The following is an 18,222-nucleotide window of genomic DNA, read 5'->3' as shown; positions in this document are numbered from 1 at the left end:
TGGTGGGCTGCTTATTATTTCAAACGGGAATTTAAGGTTTTTGAACTTATTCCATTATTTTATGGCAATTATTTGTGGTGACAAAACCAAGTGCTTTGTACAGAATGGCCATATTCAAACGCTTGTTTGAATATTCATTGATTTAAATCAATGAACATTAATAAAGTCATTTGGAGCTTCGCAGGTACGCCTCGGGCCATATTAAAAAAGGAACATACTATGTCTAACCAAGCAGCATTCGAAGCAGTAAACGCACAACTACAAACCGTCATTAATCCATTCGCAAACTTTGGCTCACTGGTTGCCAAAAACATGGAAACCTTGTCGAAAATGCAACTAGAAACACTCACAGCGTACAGCGAGCTTTCAAATGAAAACTTGCAAAGCCTCGTTGCGATTAAACAGCCGCAAGACCTTGCTAATCACGGTAGTAAACAGCTTGAAATCATGACTAAAGTGAGCCAGCGCTTGCTTGAAGATGGTCAAAAACTTAGCGAAATCGGTAATGAGTTTAAAGCCGCTGTTGATGAAATTTCAGCGACTACAATCAACACCGCAAAAAGCAAATAAGACTAAAGGCGGTCACTTTTGTTAGTCAATGAGCTTGCTAGTTCGCTTATTGCTGATTATCGATGACCGCGACTTCATTCACAGTACAGGGATGAGATGATGAACAATAAACCACCCTTTCAAGACATTATAAACAGTTACTTTCAGGCAAGTGAAAGCTGGCTCGGTGCCTTCCAAAAGCCGACTCAATCGACAATCTTTAAATCACAAGTTGAAGATTGGAGTGCATTGGCACATTCAGTGACCAATAACCCGACAACGGTATTAGAGCAGCAGATGAATTGGTGGAACCAACAAATCAATCTCTTTAATGACTGTATCTTAGGCGCTGGTAGCCCGAATGCACCGGAAAAGGACCCGCGATTTAAAGATGAAAGTTGGGCTTCAAATCCGCTGTATCACTATATCAAAGAAAGCTACAAATTAGTGTGTGAGTCCGTTCAAAAAACCATTGATGATACTGATGATCTTGATCCAGATGCAAAAGAGCGTCTCGAGTTTTTTTCTCGTCAATTTTTGAATGCGATGTCGCCAAGTAACTTTGTGACGACAAACCCGGAAATCATGAAGTTAACTCTGGAATCCAATGGTTCTAACTTGATAAAAGGTCTAGAGCAACTCCAAGAAGATATGACGCGAAGCGTCGATATGTTGAACATTCGTATGACCGATGCCGAAGCATTTACGCTTGGTGAGAACATTGCGGCTACACCAGGGAAAGTGGTTTTTAAAAATCACATGTTCGAGTTGATACAGTATCAGCCGACAACCGAAAAGGTGTATAAACGACCAATGATGATTGTTCCACCTTTCGTGAACAAGTATTACATTATGGACTTGAGCGAAAAACGCTCGTTCGTGAAGTGGTTAGTTGACCAAGGTCATACCGTCTTTATGGTGTCCTGGATAAATCCAGATGAAAGCTACAGCGAATCGGATTTTGGCACCTATGTTACGGACGGGCTCATCCCTGCTCTCGATGCGATTGAATCAGTGACAGGTGAGCGAGAAGTTAATGGTTTAGGTTATTGTATCGGCGGAACTTTACTGACGGTAACCATGGCATACATGGCGGGTAAAAAACGCAAGCAACGCATTAAATCCGCTACGTTACTGACCACGATTTTAGATTTCAAGCAACCTGGTGAACTGGGTATTTTCATCAATGACGCCATGATCTCTGCGATTGAATCGCAAAACTCTATGAAGGGTTACATGGATGGCAGACAGATGGCGGTATCATTCAGCTTACTGCGTGAAAATAGCTTGTACTGGAATTACTATGTAACGAATTACCTAAAAGGTGAGAAGCCGGTAGCTTTCGATCTACTGCATTGGAACTGTGATAACACGAATGTCCCGGCCGCGTGCCACAATCAAATGCTTCGCCAGTTTTATCTAGAAAATAAGCTCAGCCAACCAAATGCTATCCAAATTGACGGAGTGGGCATCGACCTAAGTAAAGTTAAGTCGTCGATTTATTTCCTCTCTGCGATTGAAGATCATATTGCGCTCTGGAAAGGGACGTATAAAGGCACTGAATTATTGGGTGGGCAGAGCACGTTTGTTTTAGCGGAAAGTGGCCACATTGCCGGCCCAATGAATCATGCCAATTCAACCAAGTATGGCTTTTGGACCAATCCAAATGTGAAAACTGACGCGGATACCTGGTTAGAGAAAGCGAAGAAAAATACCGGCTCGTGGTGGCCTCATTGGCAAGAATGGCTTGATGAGCGTAATTTCTCAGAGAAGTTGGAGCCAAGAACGTTAGTGGGCGAACTCGATGCTCCAGGTTCGTATGTAAAACAGCGTATTGAAGATGTGCTTGCAAATAGTGCGGATGCACAGAGTGAGGAGAACAAAAATGTCGCTTGAGGTCGGTCAACACACGAGCATTACTAAAACGTTGGGCAAGGCCGAAGTTGAAGCCTTTGCGTCTCTCGCTGAAGATTATAACCCCGTGCATTTGGATGAAGCTTTTGCGGCGATGACGCCATTTGAAGTACCGATTGTGCATGGTATGTTAGCGGCAAGTTTGGTCTCAGGCCTACTCGCATCAAAACTTCCGGGTCCGGGGGCGATTTATTTGGGACAGACGCTTAAGTTCACCTGTCCAATCCGAGTAGGAGAGACTGTCACAGCTCGTGTAGAGGTGACACATATCCGAGAAGATAAACCGATCGTTACCTTGGCGACAGAAGTCACTACGGAAGAAGGCCAAGTGGCAATACAAGGTGAAGCGACCGTGATGCTTCCTAACTAACGTCCTAACCAGTAGGCAATAGAACTCTCTTGTTAGTTCAGGTCGCGAATTGTTTGAAAAGACTAAGTCTAATGGCTTAGTCTTTTTTTATGGTGATGCGGTTTAACTAGAGCCCATTATCTACTTGTTTTTATGTGAAATTATCATGTTGAGCATCGCCCTTTACAGACCCTAGAATGAATGTATTTTAGACAGTCTTGAAAATTAATTATTGGCATATGCCAATAATAAGCGTATTTTTGTCGTTATCTTTTAAGGAAAAAGGACAGAATATGATTTATGCAATACCAATTAGCAATGGTAATTTATCGAGTCATTTTGCACGAGCGAAGGCATTAAAAATTATTGACGACTGTAGAGAAACCGATCAAATCGTTAGCCTAAACCTTGATGCAGACTCATGTGGGAAAAAAGAAAAGTGGTTAACAGTGTTGAATCACTACCACGTTGACGCTGTTATTGTACGAAACATTGGGCAGAACATGTTAAGTGCTCTCTTTAAAGATGGTATTGGTGTCTATAGCGCGAATCGCCAACAAGGCATCACGACACTACACCCAAAACAGTTATCTCTTGTCACGGAAGTGAGTTACGGCAAGCGCTCCAATCGGCATCCTAAGAAAGCGCCATCTTGCCATCAGTCTTCTTGCTATCAACCTTTATCAACACTGAATAATCGCTTAGCGCCGCGAACGATGTCAAAACTTAAGAAGGTGTTAAAAATTGAAAGCGATACAAAATGAGTGACTCGCAGGTGATCGCCAACGAGTTGAGCGGTGACTCGGGTAGGGAGTACCTACTCGTGGTTTTGATGGTGCATCATCAAGGCATGTCCATTCACTAAACATAGCGCTACCTTATGCCGAGCTGAATTGACAATATTTCCAAATGTCTGCCGAGATACATTCATTTTCGTTGCCGCTTCTAGTTGGCTCAATCCTTCTTGGTCGGCTAAACGTAACGCTTCTAACTCATCAGGCATGAGGTCAATCTGGGTCAATGCGCTTAGTTCAATGCCATTAGGTTTGAAGCATTGGTAGGGGGCATGGCTGCAGATCCGTCGTTGTTTTTTAGGTCGTGCCAATTTTATTCTCTAGTGATAGGTGGTGGAATGTCTACTCATATACCTAACAACCATAAGCAATGCTCGATATGCAGCAAGCCATTTTTTACAGAAGAAAGTGTTATCGATGTTGTAGCACTACCAGATGGGCGTGTCATTGCAGAAATTATAACAACAGATAAAACGCAAGGCTATCAAGGTATCGTACAAGGAGGGATAATTTCGACACTTCATGACTGTATGATGGTGCACTGCTTGTTCTATCAAGACATAGTGGCTTATACCGCTGAGTTGTCGGTTCGATTCATTTCTCCAGTGCCGTTGGGTCAAAAATTGATGCTAGAAGCGGTGCTGACAACGACTAAGAAAGGCATTTATTATCTGCAAAGTACGATTACTTGTGATGGGAAGGTGTTGTCAAAGGCATCGGGGAAGTTTGTTTAGCTAATGAGATGGCCAAAATCAACTTTGATTTGCAGTATTATTATATTGTATTATTTTACGTTCAGTTTTGATGGCGTAGGTTCAGGCTTGGCGGCATAAATTGAATGGGTTGGAAAAGGTGCAATAAAGTGCGAGGCACAGACGTAAAAAAGCCCCTGTTAGACAGAGGCTCTTGCAGTTAAAGATGAGGGTTATTTAGCAACATGTGCTACTAACACGTCTCACTTGAACTGAATTCGAATTATTTTTCTAGTTTAGAAAAGTAATCGAAGATAACTGGTACGTCGTTTTGACCTAGGCCAGCATCAACAGCAGCTTGTAGGTTTGCAGCAGTACCTTGAGCGATTAGAGACTCAGTACCTAGCTCTTCACAAAGTGCAAGGAAGTAACCAAGGTCTTTGTTTGCGTTAGCAACAGAGAAACCTAGTTTTTCTTCGCCGTCTACAGCGTAGAACTTACAGAACTGCATGAACGGAGAGTTAGAAGGACCAGCTGACATGATGTCAAATAGTTGTTGACCGTCAACACCAGCAAGCTTAGCAACAGCGAAAGCTTGAGACATAGTCGCAACAGTCGTCATGCCCATGAAGTTGTTTACAAGCTTAGTCACGTGACCTGAACCTAGCGTGCCTAGGTGGAATACGTTTTCGCCTTGCTCTTCAAGAACAGGTTTAACCTTGTTGAAAGTGTCCATGTCGCCAGCAGCCATGATGTTCAAAAGACCATCTTTAGCGTGTGCAGGAGTACGACCTAGAGGTGCGTCGATCATGCCCGCGCCTTTTTCAGCTAGAGCTGCGCCGATTTTCTTAGTAGAAGCAGGGATAGAAGTACCGAAGTCAACAAGAACTGCGCCTTCTTTAATACCAGCTAAAACGCCGTCTTCACCGTAAACGATTTTTTCTACAACCGCTGAAGTAGTAAGGCAGAACTGAACAATGTCACTTGCTGCAGCGAGTTCTTTAGCTGAAGTGAATGCTGTCGCGTTGCCACGGTCTGTAACGCGAGCAACTGCTTCAGCGCTAAGATCCATTACGTTTACGTGGTAGCCACGTTTTTGTAGGTTTTCAACCATGTTGCCGCCCATAAGGCCAAGGCCGATGAAACCAATGACTGGTTTTGTCATGTCTAACTCCTAACGTATTATTGTATGACTTTATATGCGATTAAGAATATACGTCTGTTTCAATTTTAGCAATCGCAAATACGCGGAAACCGTCCCTATGTCTCATTTATTTGCATAAAAGCAATAGAAAACCGTTTTAAATGTACATTAAAACATCGAATAAGTGACGTATTAAACGATCGTGGTCAGTGAGTAAACCTAGGTATTGAGGGCTTTCAGCGTAAGTTAGTTTCCATGATGTGGCGGGATACACTTGGTTTATGTGTTGGAAAGACAAAAGTGTTAAAATTCGTTTAATTTGGACTAAAAGACAGGAATAGAACGAAGTACACGCCCTAACACTGAATATTTGTTGCGTTATTATTGCTCAGGATCGGAAGATTTTGAGGAGAAAAAAGAACGAATGGTGGTTAAAAAATGACCTTAGTGTGGTCTGGTACCCAAGGTCATTGATAAGATTTAAGGCTTTATACAGGTAGCGAAAGCGTTAAGATATTAATGCATCAAGATATTAGTGCATCAAGATATTAAGGTATCTTAAGCGCCGTTGTAGCGTTCAAATAAAGCAGCGATACCTTGCCCGCCGCCAATGCACATTGTCACAATGGCGTAGCGTCCCCCAGTGCGCTGTAGTTCATACAGTGCTTTAACCGAAATGAGCGATCCGGTGGCACCGATTGGATGACCGAGGCTGATACCTGAACCGTTTGGGTTTACTTTCTCAGGATCAAGCTCCAACGCTTTTATGACAGATAGTGCTTGCGCCGCGAATGCTTCATTGGCTTCCCAAATATCAATGTCATTGGCATCAACCCCTGTCTTCGCAAGTAACTGTTTGACTGCTGGGACTGGACCAATACCCATAATCGCGGGATCAACCGCTGCAATGGCATAACCGACCATTGTCGCCATGGGCGCTAGACCTTTCTCTAATGCGACTTGTTTTTCCATCAATACCAACGCCGCGGCACCGTCATTAATACCAGAAGCGTTACCAGCCGTCACAGTCCCGTCTTTTTTAAAGGCGGGTCGCAATGTTGAAAAATCTTGAGCGGTGCCATCAAAACGTACGTGTTCGTCTTGATCAAACACGACTGTGCCACGACGTGATTGTTGTTCAATAGGCAGGATTTGGTCGCCAAATCGATTTTCTTCTATAGCGCGCTGCGCACGTCGGTGGCTTTCAAGTGCGCAAGCATCTTGTTCTTCTCGGCTTATATCATATTGCTCAGCTAAGTTTTCTGCGGTGATGCCCATGTGTGTGTCGTTGATCGGGCAGGTTAGGGCGCCGACCATCGGGTCAACTAACTGTGAGTCTCCCATTTTTGAGCCAAAGCGCGTGGTCGGTGACCAATAAGGGACACGAGTCATAGACTCTGCTCCGCCAGCAACGGCAGCATCGCAATCACCCAGTAGGATCATTTGTGCGGCAGAGACAATAGATTGGAGGCCTGAGCCGCAAAGGCGGTTGACGGTGAGAGCAGGGGTTTCAATTGGCAAGCCGCCTTTTAAAGCGGCGACTCGGCTCATGTACATATCTCGTCGGTCGCTGTGCGTGACACTACCGATTACGCAGTGGCCAATATCTTCTGGCTCGATTTTTGCGCGCTTTACGGCTTCAGCAATGACTTGACCAGCAAGCTCTGTCGGTGCGATGTCTTTTAACGCTCCGCCAAAATCAGCGATTGCGGTACGAACACCGCTGAGTACAACAACTTCTCGTTTCGACATATTAACTCCAATTATTATTTTGTAGGGGATAAAGGTCGGGCAGTGCCCAATAGCTTAACGCAGACTAACACTTTAGTTACATTTGCTCATGTCACGTTACAGTTAACTATCTAAAAGTAGTGAGCAAAGCGGGGCTAAGTATCATGAATGACGATGGAAAGAGGTCGAAGCACAAAGATGAGGGGAAGAGAGCGGGCAGGTCGATGAATGGGCAGTAAACAAAAGGATTAAAAAAACGCCAACCGCTAGAAGATTGACGTTTATCGTGAGCGTTAATGCTTAAAAGTTTAACGTCGTACCGACATACCAATTTCGTGGCGTGATGACATAACCTCGCTGGGTAATGGCTAGGTCGTCGAATCCGGCATTAGTGACATTTTTTACACCAGCTCTAAGGCGCCAATCAGTGTTCACAAGATAGTTAAGTCCTAAGTCAGCCGTTACGTAGGCTGGACGATAAACGTTATCATCCACCGATATTAGGGTTTGACTGGTGTAGTTTACGCGAGCAAACGTGCTTAACGCATCAATAGGCTCCCAAATGAGACGGGCCATCGCGGTGTGGTCTGGGCGATTTTCAAGCTCGTTACCCGTCGACTTATCTTCAGTAGCGAGGTGCGTATAAGTACCATTCATTCTAATAGAAGACGTAAAGTCATACTCAGCGCTCAATTCTGCGCCTTGAATAACTGCTTCGTCGATGTTTTTGTACGTATAAATGTCGCGGCCATCGGGTTCTGTACCGACGGCGTTATCTAGGTCTCTATCAATCAAGTTAGAGATATTGTTTTGGAAAAGGCCAAATTCAACAGACCAAAATGTTTCCACATAGCTCGTCGATATTTCATAGTTTGTACTGGTTTCTGGTTGAAGGTCAGGGTTACCGACCAACAAGCAGCCCCCTTTACAGCTATTGATAATATTTTGCTCAGACAATTGGGTTAACGTAGGGGCTTTAAATGCCGTGCCCACGCCGCCTTTTATTGTCCAGTTATTGGTGGCCGAATGCACAAGGTAAGCTCGGGGACTCCAGTGTGTACCGAAGTTTTCATGCATATCAACGCGTGTACCGTAGGTGAGTGTATTTTTCTCACTTAGCATCCATTGATCTTGAACAAAAAGGGCCTGCTGGCTTACGTTTTCATCACCGGTTACGGTTAAGCTGTCTGGGTTTTTTAATTCGGTGTATCTCAGCTCTCCACCGAAAGTGACCGTATGATTAGCCAGTTCTGTCGTTCCGTGTCCATCAATAGACTGATTGATTTCGTTAATGTCATAAAAACCCAGTTCAGGATTTTTTGAATTAAAGTTATCTTGGGTTTCAATCGCATCTCTATTATAACGAAGTAATGCGTCTCCCCAGTCATAAGATCCGTTATACGTTAAGGCTTGGGTGTTACGTTTTACATTTGCTTCAGAGTCGGTCAAACCACTCGTTGATTCAATAACACCATCTCGTTGATCATCGGCGTAGGTAAAGTCAAAAGCAAGATCGTGGTCATTATTGATATACCACAATAGGCTGCCGCTGGCTGTTAGTGTGTCACGCTGTTCTAGCGCTGTCGCCAATGAACGGTCATAGGTATTTCCATCTTCGTCCTGCGCGTTACCAGAAAATGGTTTCCAGGCATCGCGAGAGGATTTATTCATCGATAAAGACATGAATAACTGATCGTCAAGTAAGGCTCCAGACGTGGTAAAGCCAGCGGTGTACTCACTTCCGCCATCATCATCACGGTATCCATAATCACCGCTGATTTGTGAGTTCCACTCATTGGTTGGTTTTTTGGTAATGACATTGATGACACCACCTAACGCTTCTGAACCATATAACGCAGACATTGGGCCACGAATGACCTCTATACGCTGAATACTTTCTTTTGGAATGGCTGATAGATCAAAGTCATTGCCACGGAACACCGCATTCGATGAACTCATTTTACGGCCGTTAACAAGGATCATGGTAAAACCAGAGTCCATACCCCGTATAGAGATCATTTCACGCCCAGCTCGACCTCCGTCCATTTGGCTCTCAACACCAGCGATGTTCTTTACGAAATCATTAAGCGCAAGGCCAGGTTCCGAAAGAATGTCTTCTTCAGTAATGACTGAAATTGAAGCCGGTGCTTTGGTTGTTGAAACTTCAGTGTGCGTCGCCGTTACGACCATTTGCTCATCTGTACGAATTGAAGCGTCATTTTGAGCAAAAAGCGGTGAAGAACAAAGGGCGGTAATGGCCACAGCTACTGGGGTAAGGGCATACGTTGTACGGAGCATATTAAGTCCAATTTAAGATAAAGCGAATAGTTAATAAAAACAGTATCGATAATGATAACGATTGGCATTATATGATCGAGATACTATTATCACTATTATTAATGTGTGTTTATTTGTAATTTATCTTATTGATATAAAAGTAATTGTATTGTTTTTGTTGCTAAGGTGATGGTGGGTGGTGGAATGTTGACAAGCGGTTGGGTGAAGGTAATGGGCGTGGTAGAAAATAATAGGCGTGGTGGAAAATAATAGACACGCCTAATTGGAGTCTAGAATAATGAACGATGTGCAACGTTATAAGGTCGATCTTATATTAACACCGGGTTCATAGCAGCATGCGTTCATGCCAGTTTGGTCATTCTATTTATTGTAAAGGACTCCGTCGCACCTTCGGTTGCCGATTTGTACTGGGTGATATGCTGACTTGCCAAATGAGTTTGTAGTAATTCTTCTGTTAGCCAATTTTCGTAGAAAACAAAATGAGCCGGGTTATTGTTGTCTTGGTGCAAGTCGTAGTTGATGCAACCTTCTTCTGCGCGAGTTGTGTCGATCAGTTTAAGAAGCTCAGCCTTGACCAGCTCTATACTGTCGGCTTTAGCAATAATGTTGGCAACAATGGTTAGGTGAGTTTTTTCTGTTGTATTCGTCATGTCGTCTCCAATGTAGTGAGTGACTAGTATACCTAGCCATGTGTAAACCCCCGCAGGGTGACACGTCACACTGCGGGGTTGCTTGCTAATACAAATTACAGGTTATGAGTTGGTGGCTTTGATTTCGACAATCATAGATTGATATGGCGTCAACGTTAGCGAATTTAATGTTATTAATTCAGCTGTATTAGATAAGTCGTTATCTAATACTGTGCGTTCGAGGTCGTAATCATACTGACGAACCTGAGGCTGCGCCGTAAAGTTACTAATAACAAGAATCGCGCGCTGGTTGTATTCACGAATGTAGGCGTAGACCTCATGATCATCTGGGTCGAGCAGTTGATAGCGACCATAAACAATCACATCACGATAGGGGCTATTTTTTCGTAATTCAATCAACTGACGGTAATGGTGGTAGATGGAGTGTTCATCCGTCACCACTTGTTCGGCGTTAATATCGGCGTAATTGGTATTTAATGGTAGCCATGGTTGCCCAGTGGTGAACCCGGCATTGTGGCTAGTGTCCCAGTGCATTGGGACTCGGGCATGGTCACGTGAAAAATCATTGAGAAAAGCAAGGCCATCTTCTGGTGATACGCCTTTCTTCATCATTTTTTCATAGTGAAATTTAGCCATCAGGTCGTTGAATTCGTCAATGGAACTGAAGTGCTTATTGGTCATCCCCAGTTCTTCACCTTGGTAGATATAAGGCGTTCCGCTCATGCAGTGAAGCACGGTTGCTAGCATCTTTGCGCTGATAACTCGATATTGAGCGCAATCTGAACCATAACGGGAAACGGCACGAGGTTGATCGTGATTGCTCCAATACACACTGTTCCAGCCTTTCTGATACAAATCATTTTGCCAACGCGACATGATTTCTTTGTATTGAACTAAATCGAAAGGCTTTTTGACCGCGTTGTGCTCTTCTCGATCGATGCTGACATGCTCGAACTGGAAGATCATACTAATTTCTTTGCGATCGGGATGGGAGTAAAAACGGCCATCTAACGTGGAGGTGAAAGGCGTTTCGCCTACGGTTAAAACATCGTAGTGCTGTAATACGCGATCGTACATCTCACGTAAGTATTGATGAGCCAGTAGGTTGTTTGACCAATGTTCCCAACCTGCGACGCCTGCATCAAATATAGTGGCATCAGGGAAATCGGAGGGCTTGCCTATCATGTTAATGACATCCATCCGAAAACCACCTAAGCCTTTTTTAAGCCAGAAGTGCATCATATCGTATACAGCATCACGTACATCGGGGTTTGCCCAGTTTAAGTCGGGCTGTTGATGACTGAATAGGTGCAGGTAATATTGCCCCGTGGCCTCATCTAATGTCCAAGCCTTGGGCTCGAAAAATGACTCCCAGTTGTTTGGCTCAGTGCCGTCGCTTTTTGGGTCCTTCCAGATGTACCAGTCTCGTTTGGGATTATCGAGGCTGCTTTTGGATTCTTGAAACCATGGATGTTGGTCTGAGGTGTGATTTACCACTAAATCCATGACGATTTTGATATGTCGCTTGTCAGCTTCAAACAAGAGCTTTTCCATATCAGCCATGGTGCCGAATTCAGGGGCGATATCTCGATAACCAGAGATATCATAGCCGTTATCTTCCATGGGGGATTGGTAAACAGGGCTAAGCCAGATCACGTTGGTACCAAGAGATTGGATATAGTCGAGTTTTTCTACGATACCGGGAATGTCTCCGATGCCGTCACCGTTGGAATCGTTGAAGCTTCGTGGATAGATTTGGTAGACAACGGCATCGTGCCACCATCGCGGTTCCATACTCATGGTCATACTCCTTCACAAGTGAGATAAGCCTAACTGCTGGTTCGAATAATTAAGGTGGTTTCTAACTGAACTGATTCATAGGGCTGTAGCCCCAATGCGATTTTTGCCGCTACTTGGCCCTTATCAAACATCGGCTGCTGAACTGTCGTCAAACCTGCTTTAGCTGCACTAGGAATGCCGTCAAAACCAACGATTCTAATATTATTAGGTAAGGTCAAACCAATTTCGTGGGCCACTTCTATTGCGGCTAAGGCGATTTTATCGCTCATGCAGAGTAAGACATCGACTTTTTTTGGGGCCGTTAGGGCACCTCGAAGCATGGTTTTTAAGGTGGCATCGTCTAGATCATGAATTTGCCACACATTGTCGGGTGACAAGATTATGCCGTTGTCTGCGAGTGCTTGCTGATAACCTTCAAACCGACATCGAGAAATGGACACATCGCGAGTAAAGAGATTATCGAGATTAGCTAGTCCTAGCGAGGTAGAAGGCTCTAGCCGTAATCCTAATATCAGTACGTTGTCATCCGCAGTATGAATCGCGTGGTTGGCGATGTCATAGCTTGCTTGTTGGTTATCAACATGGACGGAGGCAATATCGGGTAACGAAAAATCGACGGTGATGATGGGTTTGTGTTGTTTCAAGAGGACATTGATAACTTTGATATCAACCGGCTTTCCATAAACGATAAAACTGTCGGGAATAGTTTCTACTTGAGTATTTTGGTAGTTCGCGCCATCAGATGGGAGCAGCAGCATGTTGACGTGTGCTTCATCTAACATTGTTGAAACACCGGATAAGAAGGTGGTCGCGACCGGGTCAGTAAAGTTATAAGCCAATTTGTCAGCCAATAATACACCAATGATGCCTGTTTTACCCGTGCGTAAGCTGCGAGCGGTTATGCTCGGCCCGGTGTAACCGAGCTGGTCGCATGCTTCAAGTATACTTGTTCGCAGCGCTGTGGAGAGTTGGCTAGGGCGGTTAAAAGCATTCGATACAGTCGCAGTAGATACGCCTAGCTTGGCCGCTACTGTTTTTAAAGTTGGCTTTTTACGTTCCATATTCACCACGTTTACTGAGCGTATTGAAATGTTGGGAAGAGTCGTTGTATCAATGTCTAGATTACCCAAACTTTGCTTTAGAGTCTAAAACGTTTAAGAAATAAAAAGCACACGAAATTTCATGGCGATAATCAGTACTTTGATCGTCATCACTTTATGGGATGTGAAGTCTTATAAAACATGATCTCAGGCACAAGGTGGGGATAAGAACTGGTTGAAGTATTAATAAGGTTTTAAGGTATTAAATAAGGGCTTAACCGATTAAGAGTGCTAATCAACGGTCAGGTCTAAGACGTAAGTGACACATTATAAAAATAGTCAAAGAATCGACTAAATAATCAAAGTATCTAATACATGGAGTCTTACTGATGAAAACCTCTCTACTTGCTGGAGCTATCGCTGTGGCGATCTCTGCTTCCTCTGCATTTGCTGCTGACCTCAAATTTACCCCAGGTGATGATGACCGCTTCTCGTGGCAAAACTATGAAGAACTTAAGTCCATGGATCTTAAGGGCGAAACGGTGACTATTTTCGGTCCGTGGTTAACCGAAGATAAAGAACTGGTTGAAAGCGTGATTGCCTACTTTGAAGAAGCGACAGGCGCTGAAGTGAAGTACTCGGGATCGGATTCATTTGAGCAACAAATTGCGATCGATGTTCAGGCAGGTAGTGCCCCTAATATTGCCATTTTTCCGCAACCAGGTTTAGCGGCGGACCTTGCTTCAAAAGGGTTCCTTTCGCCACTGGAGCCTAAAACAGGTGATTGGATTAAAGAGAACTATGCAGCGGGCTCCTCTTGGGTTGACCTAGGAACGTTTGCCGATGAGAAAGGCAACGAGCAATTGTTTGGTTTCTTTTATAAAGTGGATTTGAAGTCCTTAGTTTGGTACGTACCAGAAAATTTTGAAGATGCGGGTTATGAAGTTCCTGAATCGATGGAAGAGCTAAAGGCGTTAACTGAGCAAATTGTTAAAGACGGCGAAACACCGTGGTGTGTAGGCATAGGCTCTGGCGGTGCGACTGGCTGGCCTGCAACGGACTGGGTAGAAGATATGATGCTTCGTACTCAATCTCCAACCGATTACGACAAGTGGACCACAAACGAACTCAAATTTAATGATAAAAAAGTCGTGGAAGCCATTGAAGAATATGGCTGGTTTACTCGTAATGATGCGTTTGTCGATGGCGGCGCACGTGCGGTAGCGGCGACAGATTTCCGAGATTCACCAAAAGGTTTGTTTACGTCTCCGGCGAAGTGTTACATGCACCGTCAAGCGTCATTCATTCCAAGCTTCTTCCCGGAAGGTACAGAGCTCGGTGAAGATGCGGACTTCTTCTATTTCCCTTCTTATGAATCTAAGGATCTGGGTAAACCTGTACTGGGCGCCGGTACGCTATGGAGTATTACAAAAGACTCCAAAGCCTCTCGCGCTTTCATGGAATACTTGCAATCCCCACTGGCTCATGAGGTATGGATGGCTCAGTCTGGTTTCTTAACACCGCATAAAGGTGCAAATGTAGAAACTTATGGCAATGACACGTTGAAGAAACAAGGGCAAATCCTGCTTGATGCAACGACATTCCGCTTTGATGGTTCAGATTTGATGCCAGGAAAAGTAGGCGCGGGTGCATTTTGGACGGGTATGGTGGACTACAGTGGTGGCAAGCCAGCACAAGAAGTCGCTGATGACATCCAAAAAACGTGGGATGCACTTAAATAGATGCATCGATTCAAACAGTTAAAGTAAGCACATCACCACTGGCGAACGTTTCACCGTGAACCGTTCGCCAGTTTTGTATTGTGATTTTTTGTCGTGGCGCTCTTTTCGCAAGCGAGGCAGTAATGGAACAACTTTATTCCTCTTTATTTATCATGGCACTTGGCGTCGCGACCTGCGTTCTCTATTTTGTCGGCAGTAACTGGCTATTGGGTATTATCTTCCCCACTAGGCATGTCTCCAACCAGAAAATGGCCCAGAACTTACGTCGTGCTGCATCGGTACGTCCGTGGTTGTTTTTGGGACCCGCATTGGCCTTTCTCGGCTTATACCTGGTTTACCCGGTGTTTGAGTCTGTCTTTTTGTCGTTGCATGACCGTAATGGCGATAAATTTGTTGGAATGAGCAACTATGTTTGGTTGTTTAACGATAGCGAATTTAGAGAGTCTTTGTTCAACAATATATTATGGCTATTGGTTGTACCGGCCGCCTCAACATTCTTTGGTTTAGTGATTGCGGCTCTAACGGACAAAGTGAGTTGGGGCAACATCGCTAAAAGCTTAGTCTTTATGCCAATGGCCATCTCATTCATTGGTGCGTCCATTATCTGGAAGTTTGTTTATGACTATCGTGCGCCGGGCTCTGACCAAATCGGTATTTTGAATGCCGTTGTGGAGTTTTTTGGTGGAACAGCGGAAGCCTGGGTCACCATGCCTTTTTGGAATAATTTTTTCCTCATGATCATCCTTGTCTGGATACAGACAGGTTTTGCGATGGTGATACTGTCGGCTGCGTTGAGAGGAATCCCTGAAGAAACGGTAGAAGCAGCAGTGCTGGATGGCGCAAGTGGTGTACAGATATTTTTCAAAATATTGATACCACAGATTTGGGGTACGATTGCGGTCGTTTGGACGACTATCACGATTCTGGTATTGAAGGTTTTCGATATTGTTCTTGCCATGACGAATGGTCAATGGAGCACACAAGTTCTTGCCAATATGATGTTTGATTGGATGTTCCGAGGCGGTGGTGATTTCGGGCGTGGTGCGGCCATTGCTGTCATTATCATGATCGCGGTCATTCCAGTGATGGTATGGAACATGCGTCAAGCGCATTCACAAATGGAGGGAAGGTAGATGAGTGAGAAAGTGGTCGCTTCGCCTTCTGATAGCAGCAAAGCAAAATTTAGTTTGAGTAAACTTCGCCGTTCACCATTAACGATATTGGTGCATTTGTCGGTCCTGTTGATTGTGATCTTATGGACGCTCCCAACGGCGGGGCTCTTCATCTCATCATTTCGAGATAAAGATCAGCTTGCACTGACAGGCTGGTGGACGTCATTAACCAACTCAGAACAAAACCTTGTCGATAGAACGGGCGCGCCCGATACGCAAATCCAAGAAGGAGAAGCGTATGTCTTGACCGGACAAATATTGATCGAAGGTAAAGAAACCGTTATTCAAGCATTTGGTTTTTCTTCACGTGCGCCGACGGCTTATATGCCGGGCGATGTCGCTGAGATGAAAAATGGTGGCACGCTAACCGTGACAAAAGATGGTCATTACAAAATGACGGCTTTAGAGCCATTTAAAGGTAAACGTGGTAAGCGAGTATTTTACACAGCGGTAGTGCCGCCTAAATTTGGGTTGGATAACTATCGAGAGGTACTCACAGCGGAAGGGATTGGTCGTTCGTTTATTAATTCTCTGACGGTGACCATTCCTGCGACCATCATTCCGATATTGATTGCGGCGTATGCGGCGTATGCCTTGTCTTGGATGAAGATGCCGGGTCGAAACTTGCTCATTGCGTTGGTTGTGGGTTTGTTAGTCGTCCCCCTGCAAATGTCGTTGATACCGCTTTTGCGTCTGTATAACGATGTTGGCGCGTTCTTTGGTGTCGGGGCCAAAACCTATCTCGGGATATGGCTGGCGCATACCGGCTTCGGGCTGCCATTAGCGATTTATCTATTGCGTAATTACATCTCTAGTTTACCGAGAGAAATTATTGAGTCGGCTCGGGTTGATGGGGCAACAGACTTCGAAATATTCATGCGTATTGTCTTGCCGCTCTCATTTCCAGCGTTGGCTTCGTTCGCTATTTTCCAATTCTTGTGGGTTTGGAACGATCTGTTGGTTGCCACGGTCTTTCTAGGAACAGGCGAAGAGCATATGGTGTTAACCGCACGGTTACGTGAACTATTGGGTTCTCGTGGGGGTAATTGGGAAATTTTGACCGCGTCGGCTTTTGTTTCTATTGCGGTTCCTTTAGGCGTGTTCTTTACTTTGCAGCGTTATTTGGTACGCGGACTTCTTTCTGGTTCTGTTAAATAAGCAGTACTTGATTCAACGATGAGAATAATTAGATGACGGGATTATCTTTAAAAAACATACAAAAATCATACGGTGAAACACAGGTACTTCATGGGATTGATCTTGAGATCGATCAAGGTGAATTCATTGTGTTTGTTGGCCCATCGGGTTGTGGTAAATCAACATTGCTTCGTATGATCGCGGGCCTTGAAGAGATCACCGCTGGTGAGTTATGCATTGAAGACGCACGAGTGAATGAACTCCCTGCGGCTATGCGCGGTATTGCGATGGTATTTCAAACGTACGCGCTGTATCCACATATGACGGTGTATGACAACATGGCTTTTGCCATGCGCATTGCCAAAGAGTCAAAAGAAGCAATTGATGAGCGCGTCATGGAAGCCGCTCGTATGCTCCAGCTTGAACCCTATTTAGGGCGTTTACCCAAGGCGTTATCAGGAGGCCAACGTCAACGAGTGGCGATTGGACGGGCTATTGTACGTCAACCGAAGGTGTTTTTATTCGACGAGCCGCTATCTAACTTAGATGCAGCATTGCGAGTACAAACTCGAATAGAAATTGCCAATCTAAAAGAGGCAATGACCGAAACAACCATGATCTACGTGACGCATGATCAGGTCGAAGCCATGACGCTGGCCGACCGTATTGTGGTCTTGTCTGCAGGGAAAATAGAACAAGTGGGTACACCGTTGGAGCTGTATACCAATCCTTCAAATATTTTTGTCGCGCAGTTTATTGGTTCGCCTTCGATGAACATCAGTCCTGCATCAATGCTTAAAACAGGTGAACGGTCACGAGTACGAGCGGAAAGTGGTGTAGACATTGAACTACCGATCGCATCAGCAGAAACGCTAAACGATGCAGCGCTAAGCATGGGTATTCGACCTGAGGACTTTCTTGTTGCCGACGAACATGAGGCACTAATATCGGGTGAGGTGTTATTTGTTGAGTCACTTGGTGAAGTGACACTTCTTCATATAAAGGTGGCGAATCATGAAGAAACCGTTGTCGCCAAGCTTCCAGGCATTTTGGACTTCCACAAAGGGGAGCGTATTCATTTAACGGCTAACCCGGAAAAAGTTCATTTGTTTACTGATGAAGGTATATCTCTCAAGTACCTCGACTAGCGATGCTCAGCAAGCGTTGATTGTTATTAGGGCTGAGTGTAATCATCGATATCAGCCTCTTC

16 protein-coding genes are annotated in these 18,222 nt (G+C 44.6%); 9 read left to right on the top strand and 7 right to left on the bottom strand.

Annotation, left to right across the window (positions count from 1 at the left end; genetic code table 11):
* Positions 1 to 219 precede the first annotated feature (219 nt).
* The 4 genes from ACE1OE_RS01380 (at position 220) to ACE1OE_RS01365 (ending at position 3,576) form a co-directional block, all read left to right on the top strand.
* Complete coding sequence (locus tag ACE1OE_RS01380; protein WP_102469519.1) at positions 220 to 570, top strand: phasin family protein; 351 nt, start codon at positions 220 to 222, stop codon at positions 568 to 570.
* A gap of 99 nt (positions 571 to 669) precedes the next feature.
* On the top strand, positions 670 to 2,445 hold the full coding sequence (phaC, locus tag ACE1OE_RS01375) for a class I poly(R)-hydroxyalkanoic acid synthase (protein WP_449209833.1): 1,776 nt from the start codon (positions 670 to 672) through the stop codon (positions 2,443 to 2,445).
* Positions 2,435 to 2,833, top strand: a complete 399-nt coding sequence (locus tag ACE1OE_RS01370) for a MaoC family dehydratase (RefSeq protein WP_449209832.1) — start codon at positions 2,435 to 2,437, stop codon at positions 2,831 to 2,833. Before phaC ends, ACE1OE_RS01370 begins: the two co-directional genes overlap by 11 nt.
* Positions 2,834 to 3,105: 272 nt before the next feature.
* Positions 3,106 to 3,576, top strand: coding sequence for a NifB/NifX family molybdenum-iron cluster-binding protein (locus ACE1OE_RS01365; RefSeq protein ID WP_449209831.1), 471 nt, complete (start codon positions 3,106 to 3,108; stop codon positions 3,574 to 3,576).
* A gap of 53 nt (positions 3,577 to 3,629) precedes the next feature.
* Here ACE1OE_RS01365 and ACE1OE_RS01360 read toward each other — a convergent pair whose 3' ends face one another.
* Positions 3,630 to 3,917, bottom strand: a complete 288-nt coding sequence (locus ACE1OE_RS01360) for a DUF134 domain-containing protein (protein ID WP_102469515.1) — start codon at positions 3,915 to 3,917, stop codon at positions 3,630 to 3,632.
* 27 nt (positions 3,918 to 3,944) lie between these two features.
* Here ACE1OE_RS01360 and ACE1OE_RS01355 point away from each other — a divergent pair, with 27 nt between their 5' ends.
* Entirely contained in the window at positions 3,945 to 4,340 is a 396-nt protein-coding gene (locus tag ACE1OE_RS01355) for a PaaI family thioesterase (RefSeq protein ID WP_372062856.1), read from the top strand.
* Positions 4,341 to 4,581: 241 nt separating this feature from the next.
* On the opposite strand, the gene ACE1OE_RS01350 is transcribed toward ACE1OE_RS01355, so the two are convergent.
* The 6 genes from ACE1OE_RS01350 to ACE1OE_RS01325 all read right to left on the bottom strand — a co-directional run bounded on the left by ACE1OE_RS01350 (position 4,582) and on the right by ACE1OE_RS01325 (position 12,982).
* Positions 4,582 to 5,463 carry an NAD(P)-dependent oxidoreductase gene (locus ACE1OE_RS01350; protein ID WP_102469513.1) on the bottom strand — a complete coding sequence of 294 codons (882 nt, stop codon included), beginning with the start codon at positions 5,461 to 5,463 and terminating at the stop codon, positions 4,582 to 4,584.
* 537 nt (positions 5,464 to 6,000) lie between these two features.
* Positions 6,001 to 7,194 (bottom strand): acetyl-CoA C-acyltransferase family protein, encoded by a 1,194-nt coding sequence (locus tag ACE1OE_RS01345; RefSeq protein ID WP_449209830.1) that lies wholly within the window; start codon positions 7,192 to 7,194, stop codon positions 6,001 to 6,003.
* Positions 7,195 to 7,473: 279 nt separating this feature from the next.
* Positions 7,474 to 9,471 (bottom strand): TonB-dependent receptor domain-containing protein, encoded by a 1,998-nt coding sequence (locus ACE1OE_RS01340; RefSeq protein WP_449209829.1) that lies wholly within the window; start codon positions 9,469 to 9,471, stop codon positions 7,474 to 7,476.
* Positions 9,472 to 9,812: 341 nt separating this feature from the next.
* Positions 9,813 to 10,121 (bottom strand): putative quinol monooxygenase, encoded by a 309-nt coding sequence (locus ACE1OE_RS01335; RefSeq protein ID WP_449209828.1) that lies wholly within the window; start codon positions 10,119 to 10,121, stop codon positions 9,813 to 9,815.
* Between the two features lie 102 nt (positions 10,122 to 10,223).
* Positions 10,224 to 11,915, bottom strand: a complete 1,692-nt coding sequence (locus tag ACE1OE_RS01330; RefSeq protein ID WP_449210098.1) for a glycoside hydrolase family 13 protein — start codon at positions 11,913 to 11,915, stop codon at positions 10,224 to 10,226.
* Between the two features lie 35 nt (positions 11,916 to 11,950).
* Positions 11,951 to 12,982, bottom strand: a complete 1,032-nt coding sequence (locus ACE1OE_RS01325) for a LacI family DNA-binding transcriptional regulator (RefSeq protein WP_449209827.1) — start codon at positions 12,980 to 12,982, stop codon at positions 11,951 to 11,953.
* Between the two features lie 368 nt (positions 12,983 to 13,350).
* Here ACE1OE_RS01325 and ACE1OE_RS01320 point away from each other — a divergent pair, with 368 nt between their 5' ends.
* From ACE1OE_RS01320 to ACE1OE_RS01305, 4 genes are all read left to right on the top strand, one after another.
* Entirely contained in the window at positions 13,351 to 14,703 is a 1,353-nt protein-coding gene (locus tag ACE1OE_RS01320) for an ABC transporter substrate-binding protein (RefSeq protein WP_449209826.1), read from the top strand.
* Positions 14,704 to 14,825: 122 nt separating this feature from the next.
* The gene (locus ACE1OE_RS01315; protein WP_449209825.1) at positions 14,826 to 15,836 is read left to right on the top strand and encodes a carbohydrate ABC transporter permease; all 1,011 of its coding nucleotides are present in this window, start codon (positions 14,826 to 14,828) and stop codon (positions 15,834 to 15,836) included.
* Entirely contained in the window at positions 15,837 to 17,033 is a 1,197-nt protein-coding gene (locus ACE1OE_RS01310) for a carbohydrate ABC transporter permease (RefSeq protein WP_449209824.1), read from the top strand.
* A gap of 32 nt (positions 17,034 to 17,065) precedes the next feature.
* Positions 17,066 to 18,160, top strand: a complete 1,095-nt coding sequence (locus ACE1OE_RS01305) for an ABC transporter ATP-binding protein (RefSeq protein ID WP_449209823.1) — start codon at positions 17,066 to 17,068, stop codon at positions 18,158 to 18,160.
* Positions 18,161 to 18,222: the final 62 nt, after the last annotated feature.

It is taken from the genome of Vibrio sp. E150_011 (genome assembly GCF_053544015.1).
The sequence above is the reverse complement of the archived record's forward strand: the minus strand, read 5'-3'. Positions and strand labels throughout refer to the sequence as shown.